Below are 17,135 nucleotides of genomic sequence, written 5' to 3'. Positions count from 1 at the left end.
GGAAAACATCGAACGAACAATAGTGAGGAGTTGCAGCTAAGATGAGTGAAGTAATTCGAGTTGCCGTAATCGGAGCGGCAGGCCGCATGGGCCGGGAAGTTGTAAAATTGGTCCTCCAGGATCCAGAGCTTGAACTGGTCGCGGCGGTCAACCGTTCCGGTGCGGGCCTCGATGCAGGCACTTTGGTAGGTTTGCCTGAATGCGGGGTTATCGTTACAGACAATATCGAACAGGCTTTTGCACAGGCAAAACCCGAGGTCATGGTAGATTTCACCATCCCTAAATTCGCTTACCAACATACGGAAATTGCCATACGGCATGGCGTCAGACCTGTAATGGGAGTGACCGGTTTTACGCCAGAGCAAATTGAACAGCTGGACAAGTTGTGCACCGAAAAAGGAATTGGCGGGCTGATCGCACCCAACTTCTCGATCGGCGCCATTTTGATGATGCGTTTCGCGGCGATGGCGGCCAAACATATGCCGAATGTCGAGATCATCGAATATCATGGTGATCAGAAGCTGGATGCGCCTTCGGGAACGGCCGTCAAAACGGCCGAGTTGATCGCGGAGACACGCAAAGAGTTCCGTCAGGGAAATCCGAACGAAGAAGAGATCATCGAAGGATCGCGCGGAGGCTACTTTAACGGGTTCCGAATTCATAGCGTGCGCTTGCCGGGGGTGTTTGCACAGCAAGAAGTAGTGTTTGGCGATTTCGGGCAGACGCTGAAAATCAGGCATGATTCTTACGAACGCGCAGGCTATATGCCAGGCGTTAAGATCGGCATACAGAAAGTGATGCAGTATACGGGGCTTATTTATGGATTTGACCATTTTATCGACTAAAAGGAGACCGTCATCATGTTAAAAATCGCATTTATCGCCCATGATCGCAAGAAAGAGGAAATGGTGAATTTCGTGACCGCCTACGAATCCGTATTCGATGGTCACCAATTGTACTCGACGGGCACGACGGGGCTTCGCATCATGGAAGGCACGTCGCTGCAAATTCATCGCTTCGAATCCGGCCCGCTTGGCGGAGACCAGCAGATCGGCGCGCTCGTTGCCCAAAATGAGATGGATTTGATCATATTTTTGCGTGATCCGTTGATGGCCCAGCCACATGAGCCTGACATTAACGCACTGCTTCGTTTGTGCGACGTACAAGGCATTCCGCTGGCAACCAACATCGCGACGGCCGAAATATTGGTGAAGGCGCTGGATCGCGGTGATTTCGCTTGGAGGGAACTCGTACATAAATACAAGCCCGAAGCGGGAGTAAATGCAGGGGATTCCCAATGAGCCTCGATATCCTTGTTTTCGGGGCGCATGCGGACGACGCCGAGATCGGCATGGCCGGAACGATTGCCAAACATACCGCGTTGGGATTGAAGGTCGGGATATGCGACTTGACGCGCGCGGAAATGTCGTCCAACGGCACGGTAGAGCGCAGGGCCGAGGAAGCGGAGGAAGCCTCCCGCATCCTCGGTCTTTCGTGTCGAACCAATCTGGCTTTGCCAGACCGGGGGTTATATATTACGCCGGATAACGTGCAGGCCGTGACCGCCGAAATTCGCCGCCAAGCTCCTCGCATCGTGTTTGCGCCTTATTGGGAGGATCGTCATCCCGACCATGTCATGTGCAGCAAACTGGTGCAAGAAGCCGTATTTAACGCCAAACTGAGAAATTACATGCCGGACATGCCTGCCGTGCAGGTGAAGGAGCAGTATTTTTATTTTATCAACGACATTGGGCCTACGGATTTGATTATGGACATTACGGAATACTACGCGCAAAAGGAGAATTCGCTGCGAAGTTACCGCTCCCAGTTCGAGATGGAGGCGGGTTCTGTAGCTACGCCGCTGAATGCGGGTTACGTGGAACGGGTAAAGGCCAGAGATTCCTTACTGGGGCAGCGGAGCCAGATCGCATATGCCGAAGGTTTCGCAACGCTGACGCCTTACGTCGTTCAAAGGTTCGGCGATTCCGTTTAAAATCATCGTTGTCAATCAGGCAAGATAGCCTGTTGTGAATGCATATATTTTATTTTCCGTTGCATCATTATCAACCTGCAGATCAGCAGGAGAACAAGGGGGCGTCCAACCGGATGGATCAAAAGCTGAAAATCGGGATTACCTGTTATCCGTCCCTCGGAGGGTCTGGCGTTGTCGCAACGGAGCTCGGCAAATTGCTTGCCGAACAGGGGCATGAGGTTCATTTCATAGCGAACAGCATCCCGTTTAGATTGGGCACGTTTCAAAGAAATATTTTTTACCATGAGGTGGAGGTCAACGATTACTATGTATTTCGATACCCGCCTTACGACCTGTCTCTTGCGACCAAAATGGCGCAGGTAGCCAAATCTCAACAACTCGATCTGTTGCACGTGCACTATGCCGTACCGCATGCCGTTTGTGCCTTTTTGGCCAAGCAAATGGTCGGCGACGATCTTAAAGTCGTAACGACGCTGCATGGGACGGATATCACCGTCCTGGCTCAGGACGAATCGTTGAAGGACCTCATCCGTCTGGCCATAAACGAAAGTGATGCCGTAACCGCCGTTTCCCGCGATCTGATCCGGGAAACCGTGGACTTGCTGGATATTCAGCGGCCCATCGACCTGACGTACAATTTTATCGATAAAAGGGTGTATTACCCGCGTGACGCCGCCAGTTTGCGCAGGGAATTCGCCGCTCCGCATGAAAAAATACTGATGCATATTTCCAATTTCCGTCCGGTAAAGCGGACGCAGGATGTCGTTGAAGTGTTCCGTCAGGTGCAGGAGCAGGTTCCGGCGAAGCTGCTGTTTGTCGGAGAAGGACCGGACTTGCCGAAAATCCAATGGAAAATCAACGATATGGGACTGGGCGACAAAGTTCAGTTTCTGGGAAAACAGGACGATATCGCTCAAGTGATCTCCATGGCTGACGTGCTGCTGCTCCCTTCCGAAAAGGAAAGCTTCGGACTCGTGGCCCTCGAAGCCATGGCCTGCGGCGTGCCGACCATCGGATCGCAAGCAGGAGGCATTCCGGAGCTTGTGCTTCACGGCAAAACGGGCTTCCTGTCGCCGATCGGCGATACGGCTTCCATGGCCGACAACGCGATCCGTTTGTTGACGGATGACCGTTTGACCGCTGAGTTTAGAGAAGCTTGCCTGAAACGGGCTCACCATGATTTTTGCAACGACGCCATTCGTCACGAGTATGAACAAATTTATTATCGGGTGCTCGGGCGTGAAGTGCCTGACCTGAAACCGGTTTGCGGTTGATTCCAAAGGGTAGAGGCCGTTGGAACGAAGTAGCCGCTGCCGGGAAGTAATGAGGTGAATGATGTGATCCAGTGGACACATGTAGAAGATCGGGAGATGGCACGGCAAAGCGAAAACGTGTTGCGCATATTGAACGAGAATGGTTATGAAGCGTACTGGGTTGGAGGATGCGTTCGGGATGAACTTCTCGGCCGAGCCGTGGACGATATGGATATTACGACCTCGGCCGCTCCGGAACAGGTGATGGAATTGTTTCCGGACTGCATCCCGACAGGGCTGCAGCACGGGACGGTGACGGTGCGCTCCGGAGGATGCTTTTTTGAGGTAACGACGTTTCGAACCGAATCGGAATATAAGGACAGCCGCAGGCCGTCCGCCGTGCAATTCGTCAAGGACGTGAAAGAAGACCTTCAGCGGCGAGACTTCACGATGAACGCGCTGGCCATGGACATAAACGGGAAGGTCGTTGACCCTTTCGGAGGACAGGACGACATTCGTCATCGGTTAATCCGGTGTGTGGGTGCACCGAACGAACGCTTTGGCGAGGATGCGCTGCGAATGCTTCGCTGCGTCAGGTTTTCCTCTGTATTCCATTTTCGGATCACCTACAATACATGGAAGGCCCTTGTGTTGCAGCGTGAGCTTCTGCAGCATATCGCGATGGAGCGGGTCCGCACGGAAATGGTTAAAATGATGGCAGGACCGCATCCGTTACGCGGTTTGGAGCTGTTGTTCCGGAGCAAGGTGCTGGAACATGTCAAAGCTCCGGTCAGCGCTGAACGGTTCTCCCGAAAACGTTTGGGCGAGCTCGGTAAACTGGCCGGTGAACGTGCCATCTTGCGCTGGTCGCTGTTGCTGTTGTCCGGTGGTTATGCGTGGGACGAAGCGGATGTTCTGCTGCGCGGTTGGACATTTTCGAATGACGATCGTGCCCGTATTACTGGCGTATTGCGAGTGGAAGATCACGTTCGTAATCTGATCAAGGTTCGTCATGACGATCGGGGCTTACGGTCCGAATGGATTACCGGCGTGTTGACCTACGGAGATCGGGCGACCCGGGATTGGCTTCACATCCAGCCGCTTCTTCCTGAGCGTTGGCGGGACGAGAAGGAAGAGGAAAACGCGCGGCTTAGGGTTTTGCATGCACATGCTGCGGAGTGGAGCGATTCCATGCAGGTTCATGCATTAAAGGACCTCGATATTACGGGGGAACATGTGTTACGGCTGCTTGATCGCAAGGGAGGACCTTGGCTTGGGCAATTGATGAAACACTTGCTGAAGGAAGCAGCGATCGGAAATATAGCGAATCAGCAGGAAGCGCTGGTCGCTGAAGTAAAGCGGGTGAGTAAGCTTGACCAAGCATGAGGAATTGCTGAATATGCTGCTGAATTCCGGAGACGAATTCGTGTCCGGGGAGGAAATCAGCCGCAACTTGTCTATTAGCAGAGCAGCGGTCTGGAAACAGATCAACAAGCTGCGGGAGCTGGGATATGAATTTGAGGCAGTATCCCGCAAAGGATATCGGCTCGTTTCCAAGCCGACCAGCATTGACGCAGCCGCGCTCCAGTTGGCCCTGAAAACGACCGTTTTTGGCAGAAAGACGGTCCTGCTGAATTCGACCGTATCGACGCAAGGCGAAGTCCAGAAGCTGGCCGAGGAAGGGCATGAAGAAGGCATCGTTGTCCTGGCAGAGGAGCAAACTGGGGGCCGGGGCCGCTTTGGCCGAAAGTTTTATTCCCCTGCAGGAAAGGGGATCTGGATGAGCCTGCTGCTGCGTCCGGATCTGCCCCTGCAAAGCACACCTCAGCTGACACTGCTGGCGGGGGTGGCTGTCTGCAGGGCCATTCGGGCATGCACAGGGGCGGACGTTGGCATCAAATGGCCGAATGACCTGTTGATCGGCGGCCGCAAAATGTGCGGCATATTGGTGGAATCGGCGGTGGAGGACCACGTCCTGCGTTATTGCGTGGCCGGCATCGGCGTGGACGTCAATTTCGAGGAGAACGACTATCCGGAAGAGCTGAGATCGATCGCCACCTCCATTCGAATGGAGACGGGACACGTGGTCGATCGAGCCCCACTGGCGGCAGCCATTCTTAACGAGCTGGAAGGGTTATATTCCATGTACAAAAAAGATGGCTTCGGCATCATTGCCTCGCTCTGGGAAGCGTTATCGGTTACCGTTCACCGGCAGGTGAAGGTGTATAATGCGCAAGGTTCGATCGAAGGCCGTGCGATCGGCCTTGATCCTTCGGGCGCTCTGCTCGTGGAACAGGATAACGGAGAACGCGTTATGGTCGTTTCGGGAGAAATATCGCTGATCGACTGAAAACATTGTCGAATATCGGCAACTGAAGTGAACATTTACGCGTGAAGTTTGGGCAGAACTCTGGTATACTGTCTTCGTGAGGCGATATCGGTTAAAGACATGCCGAATTGCACTCCGGGGCAGTATGCCATTTTGCGATGAAACGCAACATAAGCAATGCGCCGCTTGAGCTGATTGGATGAAGAACGAGCTTCTGCATTTCCAGCTTCGGGCGCGGTTAAAGTGAGTTGTTGGATTCTGCTCTGAGCCGAAGAGGACCGAGACAGAAGGGACGATCGCAGGTGATTCTTTTTGATAATATCAGTGGCGCGAACCTTGAGGTTTCGACTCGTTCCTGGTATTGCAAGAATATTTCCGCTGCAAGCGGTCTGTCTCCTTTCAGAAAGCGCGTCGTTGGACGTTTTTTCTAACTTTTCGGGACCTTTTTAGTGGGAAACTAAAAGGTTTTTTTGTTTTGTTTGAAATGAAAAGGAGAAAGGAGCCATACAAGAATGGCAAACAAACAGGCGTTAAACATCGTGAAAATGAAAAAATACAAACAGGACGGAATTCCGCTCAGCATGATTACGGCGTACGATTATCCGACCGCCCTGCTTGCGGAAGAAGCGGGAATCGATCTTATTCTCGTTGGCGATTCATTGGGAAACGTCGTCCTTGGATACGACTCTACCTTACCCGTCACGCTGGACGATATGGTGTATCATACCCGCTCGGTTGTGCGCGGAGCCTCCCATACGTTTATCGTGGCCGACATGCCGTTCATGACGTATCACGGCAGCGTGGACGAGACGTTGAAGGGCGTGCGCAGGCTGATGCAGGAAGGCCATGCTCATGCCGTGAAGCTCGAGGGCGGACTCGAAATCGCAGATACGGTTAGAGCCGTCGTTCAGGCCGGTGTGCCTGTGCTCGGTCATATCGGCTTGACCCCGCAATCGGTCAACCAAATCGGCGGATATCGCATTCAAGGCAAGGATGCTGCGGACGCGAAACGTCTGATGGATGAGGCAAAGGCGTTGGAAGCGGCCGGCGCCTTCGGCATTGTGCTGGAACTTGTCACCGAAGAAGTCGCGAGAGCGATTTCGCAGGAACTTTCCATTCCGACGATCGGCATCGGTGCGGGCAGAGGCTGCGACGGCCAGGTGCTTGTATTCCATGACGTGGTTCAATACGCGTCTCCTTATATGCCGAAGCGGTTCGTGAAAACCTATGGAGACGTTGGAACGCTTATTCGCAATAGCATCGGAGCTTACGTCAAAGAAGTTAAAGAACGTTCCTTCCCTGCCGAAGAACATGTATTCAATGCTGCCGACGGCGTTGTCGAGCAGTTGTACGGACATCGCAAAGAGAAGGTGGGAAGCAACGCATGAAGGTTATTCGTACAATCGCGGAATTAAGACGCGAGATCGGCTTGATGCGCAAAGCTGTGTTATCCGAAGGGAAAGAACCTATCGTAGGCCTGGTTCCAACGATGGGATACCTGCACGAGGGACACGCCAGCCTGATGCAGGCTGCCAGGGGCCAGAGCGACATCGTGGTGCTGAGCATCTTCGTCAATCCGATTCAGTTCGGTCCCAACGAAGATTTTGACAGCTATCCGCGGGACGAAGAAAGAGATCTGAACACGGCTCAAGCTCAAGGCGTTGATCTGGTGTTCATCCCTTCGGTGGATGAGATGTACCCTCGCCCAACGCAAACGACCGTGTCGGTATCCCGTTTGACGGAGTGCCTGTGCGGCGCTTCCCGTCCGGGTCACTTTGACGGAGTTACGACGGTGGTCTCCAAACTGTTCCATATCGTGCAGCCGGAGCGTGCATTTTTCGGCATGAAGGATGCGCAGCAGGTTGCGGTTATCCAGCAAATGGTCAATGACCTCAATATGCCGGTTACCGTTGTACCGTGCCCGATCGTGCGTGAGAGCGACGGGTTGGCCCTGAGTTCGCGCAATGTTTACTTGAGCGCAGAGGATCGGCAGGAGGCTTTGGTTCTGTCCAAGGCGCTGCGTTCCGCCGAAGATGCCGTTCGTGCCAAAAAGGACATTACTGCCGGAGATATTCGCCGCATTTTGCGTGAAGAAATCGGCCGTTCACCGAGAGCGGTCATTGATTATGCCGAAATTCAGGCATTTCCAAGTCTGGAACCTCTTGCGGATGAGGCGCTAGTCCATGGCAGAGACGATCTCTTGATCGCGCTCGCCGTAAAGTTCGGCAAAACCAGACTGATCGACAATACCATGCTGCAAACTACGGAGGTGCCATCTCATGTTTAGAACACTCATGAAATCGAAAATCCATCGGGCAACCGTAACGGAAGCCAATTTGAATTATGTGGGCAGCATTACCATCGATGAGGATTTAATGGAAACGTCAGATCTGATGGAGAATGAGAAGGTACAGATCGTCAACAATAACAATGGTGCTCGCCTGGAAACGTATGTGATTCCTGGTCCGCGCGGCAGCGGCGTAATCTGTTTGAACGGTGCGGCGGCGCGCCTGGTACAGCCGGGCGACACGGTCATTATCATTTCATATGCAATGATGTCCCAGGAAGAAGCAAACGTTCACCAGCCTACGGTTGTCTTCGTCGACGAGCATAACCGACCTGTACAAACGTCTAAAAAGGAAGTTCACGCCACGGTGATGTAATCGGCTGGGAACGAGAATGAAAAGGGACCCCCCTGCAAAAAATGAGTACAGGTCACTGCACTAATCCATTTTTTCAAGGGTGGGGATGCAACGATGTTCCAGCATGTTTTCGCGGAAATGAATGACATGTTAGATGAGATTATCAAGCGCTACCCTTCTGCCGAGGGCCTGAAAAAACAGGAATTGCTGCAAAAGTGGAATTTGCTCAAGCGGATGAGTGATAGCGTCATCGACGAATGGCTGATGTTCGAGGAGAAAATGAGCCAGGTTCGCGAGCAGGAAATGAGGCCTGCGGCCAAGCTTGAACCGGAACAGGAAGCAGTGACGGCCCTTCCGGAATTGCATTTGGAATGTTTCAGTCGTGGCCAAGGATACTTTAAGCTGCAAATGTACCCGCAAGCGATCATGCAATTTTCCCGTGTTGTGAATGACTATCCCGACAGCGCGCTGGCCCGTTATTATTTGGGGCTTTCGCATATTCATCTCGAGCAGAACGCCGATGCGCAAGAACACCTGCAGCGCATTCTGCATCTGAATGGGTCCCCGAGGCTCAAAGGTCTTGTGTGTAATGCCCTTGGCTGCATCGAAGCCAAACAGGCAAACACCAAGGCAGCACAGATGTTGTTTGCGCAGGCCCTGCAGCATGACCCGACTTTGACCGAACCGCTGTACAATATGGACGCCTGCAGGCGCAGCAGCGGACCAATGCAATATGGAATCAGCTGACGCAAGGCATAGCCCGCAGGGCGTGCCGGCCGGCGAGCGAAAAACGGTGTCCCCTCCTTTGGCATAGCGGATGGGACACCGCTTTTTTGTCAGTTAATTTTCAAAAGCCCTTTTTTTTGCTATGCTGTAACATAGACTGAAATGAAGGGACCGTAAATTGCAATGAAATTTGCCGTTTTGGATTTTGAAACAACCGGCACACAGTCCGACGGCGAGATTATTCAGGTCGGGCTTGCCATAATAGATCATGACTACAGCATTTCTCAAATATACAGTTCGTATGTAAATCCGGAAGTTCCGATCCCGCCGTTCATTACGGGGTTAACGGGAATCACGGACGAAGATGTGGCGGACGCGCCATCATTGGAAGAGATGATGATGGAAATGGTGCCGCTGCTGGATGATGTCGTGCTGGTCGGGCACAACGTCGCCTTTGACTTTCATTTTCTCCAGAACGCGCTGGACCGCTGCGGTTATTTGCCGTTCACCGGCCGCATTCTGGATACGATCGATTTTCTTAAAATCACGTTCCCCTCGCTGAGCTCGTACCAGCTCGGGTACGTCTCGTCCGAGTTCGGCTTTCAACATGATCGTCCGCACCAGGCGGATAGCGATGCATTGGCTACGGCATACGTGCTGTTAAAGTGTTTTGACGAGCTGCGTGAATTGCCGCTCATTACGATCCAGCGCCTGAGCGACCTTTTTGCCCCCGAGGACAGCGATCTGGGGTGGTTTTTTGACGGGCTGCGCATGGAAAAGGAAGCTGAGCCCATTCAAGATTTGGATGGACATACCTATTATCGCCAACTCGCGCTCAATGTAAGCGATTGGACCGAAATCGGCGCGCCTCGCGACGAGAAGGACGGTAATCCGCTGGCAGGCATCAGCTTTGAGCAATATATGGAGCAGGTTCGGAGCAACCTGCAGAATACGCTGGAGCATTATGAAGAACGCGAGGCGCAGACCCAGATGTTCAGCAGCGTCCGGCAAGCCTTGAGCGAGGATAAGCACCTGCTCATCGAAGCTGGAACGGGCACGGGGAAATCGCTCGGTTACCTGCTGCCAGCCATCTACGAGAGCGTGAAGCAGGAACAAAAGGTAATGGTCAGCACGCATACGATCAACCTGCAGGAACAGCTGCGGGAGCGGGATATTCCTCTTTTGACCCAAGTTGTGCCTTTTCCTTTTAAAGCTGCGGTATTTAAAGGACGAGGACACTACCTGTGCCTGCGCAAATTCGAGCACAAGATTAACGGCCGCGAATTTTCGACGCCGAAGGAAGATTATTTTACCGCGGCGCAGATGATCGTCTGGCTTACCCAGACCGAGACCGGGGACGACGAGGAACTGAATCTCAGCGGCCGCGGCGGGGACTTCTGGGAGACGGTGCAGAGCGAATCGGAATCCTGTCTGGGGCGCTCCTGTCCTTGGTTCCGCAAATGTTATTATCACCGGGCCAAGCATGAAGCAGGCTTATCGGACATCGTCATCACGAACCATTCGAAGCTGTTTACCGACGTAAAGGCCAGCCATCAGCTGCTGCCGTCCTACGAGAGCCTTGTCATCGACGAGGCCCATCACTTGGAAGATGTAGCAGGAAAACATCTTGGACTTCATATGAAATATTTCACATTGGTGCATACGTTAACGCGTTTGTTCAAAGACAGCCGCAATGGACAGCTTCCGCTGCTGCGTTCTCAGCTGTCGGGACATGAACGTTCCGTCGAATGGGGATCGGCCATTGACCAGATGTTCCCGATTGCGCTGGAAGCCAAAGAAATATGGGATCGGCTTAGCGAGGCGCTGTTTAACCTGCTGCCGGAACGGACCGACGCTTCTCCGGGAGAGACGGGACAATTTTCCCTGCGTTTGAAGAGCACGCAGAAGCCGGCCAAGTGGGAGGAATTGCAGAACGAGGAGAATCAGCTTTACGTCACGCTTGGCGATCTCATTCGCAAGGGAGACAAGCTGATGCTCGAGCTGAAAGAGGATCAGGACGACTATCAGTCGGACAGCTTGATCACGGACATTACGGGCTTGTTCAAAGACCTTTCCACGCTGCGCGAAAACCTGCGCTTCTTCATGCGAATGGACGATGCTGCCACGGTGTATTGGATGGAAGCAAGCGGCCAGTTCCGCAGCAAATCGCTGCAATTGTATGCCGTTCCCGTGGACGTGAGCGCGCAGCTGAAGGAAATGTTTTTCGATAAAAAAAGAAGCGTCGTGCTTACGTCTGCCACACTGTCCGTGGATAAGTCGTTTCAATTCATGATTGACCAGCTTGGCCTGCAGGAAGCCGCGGAGCATGATCGTTTGCTCACGGCGATGCTGCCGTCTCCGTTCCGCTACCGCGATCAGGCGCTGCTGGTGATACCGCGCGATTTCCCGAGCGTGAAAGGGTCGATCGGGGACGCGCATTTCGTGGACATGCTGGTACGATCGTTGGCCGAGACGGCCATCGCTACGCGCGGGCGCATGATGGTGCTGTTTACGTCTTACCGCATGCTGCGCCAAGTGTATGACCCGCTTAAGGAAGCATTGTCCGGAAACGAAATCTCCTTGCTCGGTCAGGGCGTGGACAGCGGCAGCCGGTCCAAGCTCACCCGCAGGTTCCAAGACGCCAAAGCGACGGTGCTTCTCGGGACGAGCAGTTTTTGGGAAGGCGTGGACATACCTGGGGATGCGTTGACATGTCTGGCTATTGTCAGGTTACCGTTCCAGCCGCCGAATCATCCGCTCCTGGAAGCCAAAAGTGAATTATTGCAGCAGCAGAAAAAAAACCCGTTCATGAAGCTGTCTGTGCCTCAGGCGGTCATTCGTTTCAAGCAAGGATTCGGAAGGCTGGTTCGCACAGCCAAGGATCGCGGCGTTGTTATCGTATACGATACGCGGGTGATCGAATCATATTACGGAAAATACTTTTTATATTCCTTGCCTGGGCCAAAAATGGAACACATGCTGACCGAGCAAATGGTTCCGCGCATCAGCGAATGGCTCGAACAAGACGTTGAACAAACCTAATTCAGGTAGAAACGACAGAACATTTTTCGGCAATGTTGCGAAACGCCTGCAAAAGGCGGTACACTTGTTGAGATTACATGGCTGCGGGTTGATACGTTAAAGAAGTACATCAAATATAAGGCGGCATCCTTCCTCTAAAATGATTCGAATTAGAGTACACGGCGGGATGCCTCCCTTTTCATCTATTTATCGCGCTTTGGCAAGGAGGAGCAAAAAAAACATGAAATCAGATAAAATTTCGGAAGCCGTCGTGAGGCGGTTGCCGGTATATCTGCGTTATTTGAGTGAATTGCACCAACGTGAGGTAACGACGGTTTCTTCGCAGGAGCTGGGACAGCGCCTGGACCTCAATCCGGCCCAGATCCGCAAGGATTTGGCCTATTTCGGCGATTTTGGCCGCAAGGGCATCGGGTATGACGTATCGTATCTCATTGAGAAAATCCGCCATATCCTGAAGATCGACCAGCAAATCAATGTTGCGTTGGTAGGAGCCGGTAACCTGGGTCATGCCTTGTCCAACTATAATGCTTACTTGAAGGACAACATGAAAATCGTGGCTGTGTTCGATGCATATGAACCCAAGATCGGCACCCAAATCAACAGCTTGAAAGTGCAAGCGATGAATGAGCTGACGGAATCGGTCAGAAACCTTAATATTCGCATCGGCATCATCACCGTCCCCGATACCGAAGCGCAGAATGTGGCCGACCGGTTGATCGAATCCGGGATCGAAGCCATCCTGAATTTTGCGCCAACCATCTTGAAAACCCCGCCGCATGTTCGTATTCATAATGCGGACTTTACGACGGATTTGCTAAGCCTTGCGTATTATTTGGAAAATGGAAAGGACGACGAGCAGGATGACGACAAATAAATGGGTTATACACAACGGCAAATTCGCCGTAAACAAAGGTTTGGAATGGAACGTGGTTCAAGGATACATGGTGGTGGAAGACGACAAAATTCAGTATATCGGCGAATCCTTGCCGGCAGAAGATGAAAGCCTGCCGAAAGTGGACGGAAAAGGATTGCTCTTCCTGCCAGGTTTGATCAATACGCACGGACATGCCGCCATGTCGCTGCTGAGAGGCCACGGGGATGATCTGGCGCTGCAGGTATGGCTGCAGGAGAAAATGTGGCCGATGGAGGCGAAAATGACGTCTGAGGACGTTTATTGGGGGGCGTCCTTGTCGGTGCTTGAGATGCTCAAAGGAGGAACGACGGCTTTTCTGGACATGTATGATCACATGGATCAGGTTGCCAAAGTCGTGGAGCAATCCGGCATTCGTGCAGCGCTCGCTCGCGGCGTCATCGGTCTTTGCTCCGAAGAGGAACAGAAGCACAAGCTCGGCGAAGCGGCTGCGTTTGCCCGCGACTGGAACGGGAAGGCAAATGGACGGATTACTGCCGTAATGTCTCCGCATGCGCCTTATACGTGCCCTCCGGATTACATAGAAAAGTTTGTGCAGGTTGCCCATGATCTGAATTTGCCGCTTCATACCCATATGTCCGAAACGCTGCGCGAAGTGGAACAGAACGTGACCGATTACGGTCTGCGTCCTGTAGCGCACTTGGAGAAGCTTGGCTTTTTCTCGCGGCCTTCCCTCGTGGCTCATGCTGTGCATTTAAACGATGAGGAAATCGAGATTTTGGCTCGCCATAACGTTGGAGTATCTCATAATCCGGGCAGCAATCTGAAGCTGGCTTCCGGCATTGCGCGAGTTCCTGAGCTGCTGAAAGCGGGCGTGACCGTTTCTTTGGGAACAGACGGACCGGCGAGCAATAACAATTTGGACATGTTTGAAGAGATGCGTCTGGCGGCATTGATTCATAAAGGCGTGTCCGGTGATCCGACTGCGGTTCCGGCCGGCGAAGCGCTTCTGCTTGGAACGGCATACGGAGCACGCTCGATTTTCCTCGACAATACCGGCTTGCTTGAAGCGGGAATGAAGGCGGATTTCATCGGGGTCAACATAGACCAGCCTCATCTGTACCCGCATACCGATCTGATTTCCCATGCCATTTATTCGGCGTCGGCCAAAGACGTGGAGCATGTGTGGGTAGATGGCAAACAAGTGGTGAAACATGGCGAGTGCCTGACGATGGACGAGGAACGCATTTTGCGTGAAGCTCAATCGGCGTTTGAGGGCCTGCTCGCCCGTTAATTTCTCATGGGCGCAGCCTCATCAGGGAAAGGGAGTTCGGCTTTTGAAGAAAAAGAAAAAGAAAAAGTGGATATGGATATCGCTGCTGATCCTGATCGTGGCGTTGATTGTATTGCAGCGCTATTACGTCTATGTGACCAAGGACCAGCGCAATCAGGAGGCGCTCGCCCTGCAGGCCGCCCAGCAGCAGCTGGAGCTGACGTCCTACGATAATTTTCAAAAATTCGTATGGGGACAGAAAGAGGGCGAAGACAGCATCTATTGGACGCTGAGCGGCACCAATAAGGATAACCAGGACGTCATTGTGTGGGTCAAGTTCGACGAGACGGGGAAACCGTTGTCCGGGGCGGGGGCAGTGCATAGCGAGCTGCTGCAGAACGGAATGTCCGAAGCTCAAATTCGCCAAAGATTCGCTTCCGAAGTCCCGAATGGCGAAATCAAGCGAATCCTGCCTGGCGTCGTGAACGGCATTTATGTATGGCAAGTTTATTATCATGATGATACACACAGTTATTATCGTTTCTATCGTTTTAGCAATGGGGAGCAAGTGGATCTGGTATATACGATTCCGAACAGCTGACATGCTTACGACCAAACAACCGACAGCGAATGTTGCTGATCGGTTGTTTGCCGTACTTTGATGAAAATTTTGGATTTAAGTAGTTAAAATTAATAAATTCTTCAAATAATCGCCTTCGAAATCGTATATACGATGTGATATACTCAGATATGTACTTGTTGTGCAAATTCGAATGACGGAAATGCTGGAATTTTAGCAAGATGCACGTGCTTGTCGGCTTGCAGCATTTCCGCAGATGACTATACAACGCCCTGTATGGATTCATGCGGGCTAATTTTGGAGGGGAAGCACACTTGAAGTTAAAAGTATTGCCTATTGCTTTAACTGTCGTGATTTCAGCCGTCGTATTGTTTGGAGGTTGGTTTGCATATCGTCAGGTTGCCGTGCATAACCCCATTGAAAAAATGGTGACCCAGTATGACGGGGTCAAAGACGCTCAAATAACCATTAACCGCAATGACGTGTTGTTGAAACTTGATTTGCAGCCGGATGTCGATCTGGGCAAGCTGGTTCAATATATTCATAAAGAAGGACAAACCTTAATCGGTTCACGTTCCATCAAACTGGACGTCGTCGACCGTTCCAACGAAACGCTTGACAACTGGTGGGGAGAGGCGTTGTTCACCGTGGCTCAGGCTATGGAAAACAAACAGTATGCTGAAATTACGCCAACGCTGAGCAAGATGGCTACAGGCGGCATTAAGGTCAATACAGCGATGGACGATAAAAACGTATACGTTAGCCTCAGGGACGGAAATGCGAGCAAGTTTGTCATTTTGCCGCGTGTTCCGGGACAGATAGGAGTGTGGCCGAATGCCTAAATGGACAAAGGAAATTATCATTGGATTCATACCCGTGTTGCTGATTTTTCTCGCATTTATAGGGTTTAATATCATTCCCGTTCTCATTGCAGGTTTGCTGGTCGGAGCGCTGATTCTAACGATGCAAATGCGCGGAGGAATCACGGTTGGAGCCGGGCAAGAGCGAAAACGCAAGAAAAAAGGGCCTTCCAAGCTCACCTTTGAGGAAATCGGTGGTCAGGACAGCGCCAAACAAGAGCTGCGCGAAGCACTGGACTTTTTGATTCGTCACGAGGAGATTCGGAAGTTCGGCATTCGGCCGTTGAAGGGCATTTTGTTGACAGGGCCTCCGGGAACGGGCAAAACGCTGATGGCCAAAGCGGCGGCTCACTATACGGATTCCGTGTTCGTAGCAGCATCGGGCAGTGAGTTCGTTGAGATGTACGTTGGCGTCGGCGCCGGCAGAATACGTGATTTGTTCCGTGAAGCAAAAACGCGTGCTGCCAAAGAAAACAAGGAAAATGCCATTATTTTCATTGATGAGATCGACGTCATTGGCGGCAAACGCGAAGGCGGCCAGCAACGCGAATACGACCAGACGCTCAACCAGCTGTTGACCGAGATGGACGGGATTTATTCCTCCGACACGCCGCGCATTTTGCTGATTGCAGCTACCAACCGCAAGGAGATGCTTGACAGTGCGCTCACGCGTCCTGGACGCTTCGACCGTCACATTCAGGTTGATCTGCCCGACAAGAAGGGACGGAAGCACATTCTGGAATTGCACGCGGCCAACAAGCCGTTGACAGAGGATGTTGACCTTGAGAAAACGGCCGAGGAGTCGTACGGATTTTCGGGAGCCCAGTTGGAAAGTGTCATGAACGAAGCGGCCATTTATGCGATGCGCGAAGGATTGCCGCTGATCGAACAGCGTCACCTGTCCTTGGCGATCGATAAGGTCATGATGGGCGAAAAGACCGACCGCGAGTCCACGGTGGAAGAGAAGAAACGGGTCGCCATTCACGAATTGGGCCATGCTATTATGGCCGAACTGGTACGGCCGGGAAGTGTCAGCCAGGTGGCCTTGAGTCCTCGCGGACAGGCTCTTGGATATGTGCGGCACAATCCTCAGCAGGAGCAATTCCTGTATACGAAACGTTTTTTGGAAGAACAGATCATGATTGCGCTTGGCGGCGCAGCTGCCGAAGAGATGTATTATGGCGGCCGCAGTACGGGATCGCGCAATGATTTCGAGCAGGCAACCAACGTCGTGCAGACGATGATGTCTTCCGGGTTGACGTCGCTTGGCATCGTCAACATGGACATGGTGACGACCGAAGAGCTGATGCGGGAAAATAAAGAGATTCTGCAGGGCCTGATGGATGAGACGAAACGCTTGCTTGAAGAACAGAGACCGATCTTCGACAACTCCCTGGATATCCTCATGAAGGAGGAAGTTTTGTCAGGGGAGCAATTTCGTTGTCAATTTCGTGACAACGCCCTTTTACCGGCATAATTTATGTATGCCGGTTATTTTTTTTTACTTTTTACTCGTGCTAAGATATTATTAGTTGTTGGGTCGAAATTTGTAATTTTCGGCGAACA

16 protein-coding genes are annotated in these 17,135 nt (G+C 52.3%); all 16 read left to right on the top strand.

What is annotated here, in order from left to right; genetic code table 11:
- Window positions 1–41 precede the first annotated feature (41 nt).
- The 16 genes from dapB (at window position 42) to L6H98_RS22465 (ending at window position 17,046) form a co-directional block, all read left to right on the top strand.
- Window positions 42–845 (top strand): 4-hydroxy-tetrahydrodipicolinate reductase, encoded by an 804-nt coding sequence (gene dapB, locus L6H98_RS22540; protein ID WP_236419738.1) that lies wholly within the window; start codon window positions 42–44, stop codon window positions 843–845.
- Between the two features lie 15 nt (window positions 846–860).
- Window positions 861–1,301 carry a methylglyoxal synthase gene (mgsA, locus tag L6H98_RS22535; RefSeq protein WP_236419736.1) on the top strand — a complete coding sequence of 147 codons (441 nt, stop codon included), beginning with the start codon at window positions 861–863 and terminating at the stop codon, window positions 1,299–1,301.
- Window positions 1,298–1,993 (top strand): bacillithiol biosynthesis deacetylase BshB1, encoded by a 696-nt coding sequence (gene bshB1, locus L6H98_RS22530; protein WP_236419734.1) that lies wholly within the window; start codon window positions 1,298–1,300, stop codon window positions 1,991–1,993. Before mgsA ends, bshB1 begins: the two co-directional genes overlap by 4 nt.
- A 113-nt stretch (window positions 1,994–2,106) precedes the next feature.
- Complete coding sequence (gene bshA / locus L6H98_RS22525; RefSeq protein ID WP_236419732.1) at window positions 2,107–3,267, top strand: N-acetyl-alpha-D-glucosaminyl L-malate synthase BshA; 1,161 nt, start codon at window positions 2,107–2,109, stop codon at window positions 3,265–3,267.
- Window positions 3,268–3,321: 54 nt separating this feature from the next.
- Window positions 3,322–4,632, top strand: coding sequence for a CCA tRNA nucleotidyltransferase (locus tag L6H98_RS22520; protein ID WP_236419730.1), 1,311 nt, complete (start codon window positions 3,322–3,324; stop codon window positions 4,630–4,632).
- Entirely contained in the window at window positions 4,619–5,596 is a 978-nt protein-coding gene (locus L6H98_RS22515; RefSeq protein ID WP_290371478.1) for a biotin--[acetyl-CoA-carboxylase] ligase, read from the top strand. The genes L6H98_RS22520 and L6H98_RS22515 overlap by 14 nt, the downstream gene beginning before the upstream one ends.
- Window positions 5,597–6,087: 491 nt before the next feature.
- Window positions 6,088–6,963 carry a 3-methyl-2-oxobutanoate hydroxymethyltransferase gene (panB, locus tag L6H98_RS22510; RefSeq protein WP_236419728.1) on the top strand — a complete coding sequence of 292 codons (876 nt, stop codon included), beginning with the start codon at window positions 6,088–6,090 and terminating at the stop codon, window positions 6,961–6,963.
- On the top strand, window positions 6,960–7,862 hold the full coding sequence (gene panC, locus L6H98_RS22505; protein WP_236419726.1) for a pantoate--beta-alanine ligase: 903 nt from the start codon (window positions 6,960–6,962) through the stop codon (window positions 7,860–7,862). The genes panB and panC overlap by 4 nt, the downstream gene beginning before the upstream one ends.
- Window positions 7,855–8,238 carry an aspartate 1-decarboxylase gene (panD, locus tag L6H98_RS22500; protein WP_236419724.1) on the top strand — a complete coding sequence of 128 codons (384 nt, stop codon included), beginning with the start codon at window positions 7,855–7,857 and terminating at the stop codon, window positions 8,236–8,238. The genes panC and panD overlap by 8 nt, the downstream gene beginning before the upstream one ends.
- A 93-nt stretch (window positions 8,239–8,331) precedes the next feature.
- On the top strand, window positions 8,332–8,964 hold the full coding sequence (locus L6H98_RS22495) for a tetratricopeptide repeat protein (RefSeq protein WP_236419722.1): 633 nt from the start codon (window positions 8,332–8,334) through the stop codon (window positions 8,962–8,964).
- Between the two features lie 162 nt (window positions 8,965–9,126).
- Complete coding sequence (dinG, locus tag L6H98_RS22490; RefSeq protein WP_236419720.1) at window positions 9,127–11,985, top strand: ATP-dependent DNA helicase DinG; 2,859 nt, start codon at window positions 9,127–9,129, stop codon at window positions 11,983–11,985.
- 166 nt (window positions 11,986–12,151) lie between these two features.
- On the top strand, window positions 12,152–12,859 hold the full coding sequence (locus tag L6H98_RS22485) for a redox-sensing transcriptional repressor Rex (protein ID WP_290371477.1): 708 nt from the start codon (window positions 12,152–12,154) through the stop codon (window positions 12,857–12,859).
- Window positions 12,846–14,150, top strand: a complete 1,305-nt coding sequence (locus tag L6H98_RS22480; protein ID WP_236419716.1) for an amidohydrolase — start codon at window positions 12,846–12,848, stop codon at window positions 14,148–14,150. The genes L6H98_RS22485 and L6H98_RS22480 overlap by 14 nt, the downstream gene beginning before the upstream one ends.
- Window positions 14,151–14,193: 43 nt before the next feature.
- Complete coding sequence (locus tag L6H98_RS22475) at window positions 14,194–14,730, top strand: DUF5590 domain-containing protein (protein ID WP_236419714.1); 537 nt, start codon at window positions 14,194–14,196, stop codon at window positions 14,728–14,730.
- A gap of 293 nt (window positions 14,731–15,023) precedes the next feature.
- Entirely contained in the window at window positions 15,024–15,551 is a 528-nt protein-coding gene (locus L6H98_RS22470) for a hypothetical protein (RefSeq protein ID WP_236419712.1), read from the top strand.
- Window positions 15,544–17,046, top strand: a complete 1,503-nt coding sequence (locus tag L6H98_RS22465) for an AAA family ATPase (protein ID WP_236419710.1) — start codon at window positions 15,544–15,546, stop codon at window positions 17,044–17,046. The genes L6H98_RS22470 and L6H98_RS22465 overlap by 8 nt, the downstream gene beginning before the upstream one ends.
- The last annotated feature ends 89 nt before the right edge of the window (window positions 17,047–17,135 follow it).

Source organism: Paenibacillus sp. JJ-223 (assembly GCF_927798175.1).
GTDB classification, from domain to species: domain Bacteria; phylum Bacillota; class Bacilli; order Paenibacillales; family Paenibacillaceae; genus Paenibacillus; species Paenibacillus hubeiensis.
Note: the sequence above shows the minus strand (reverse complement) of the source record. Positions and strands in the feature narration are given on the sequence as shown.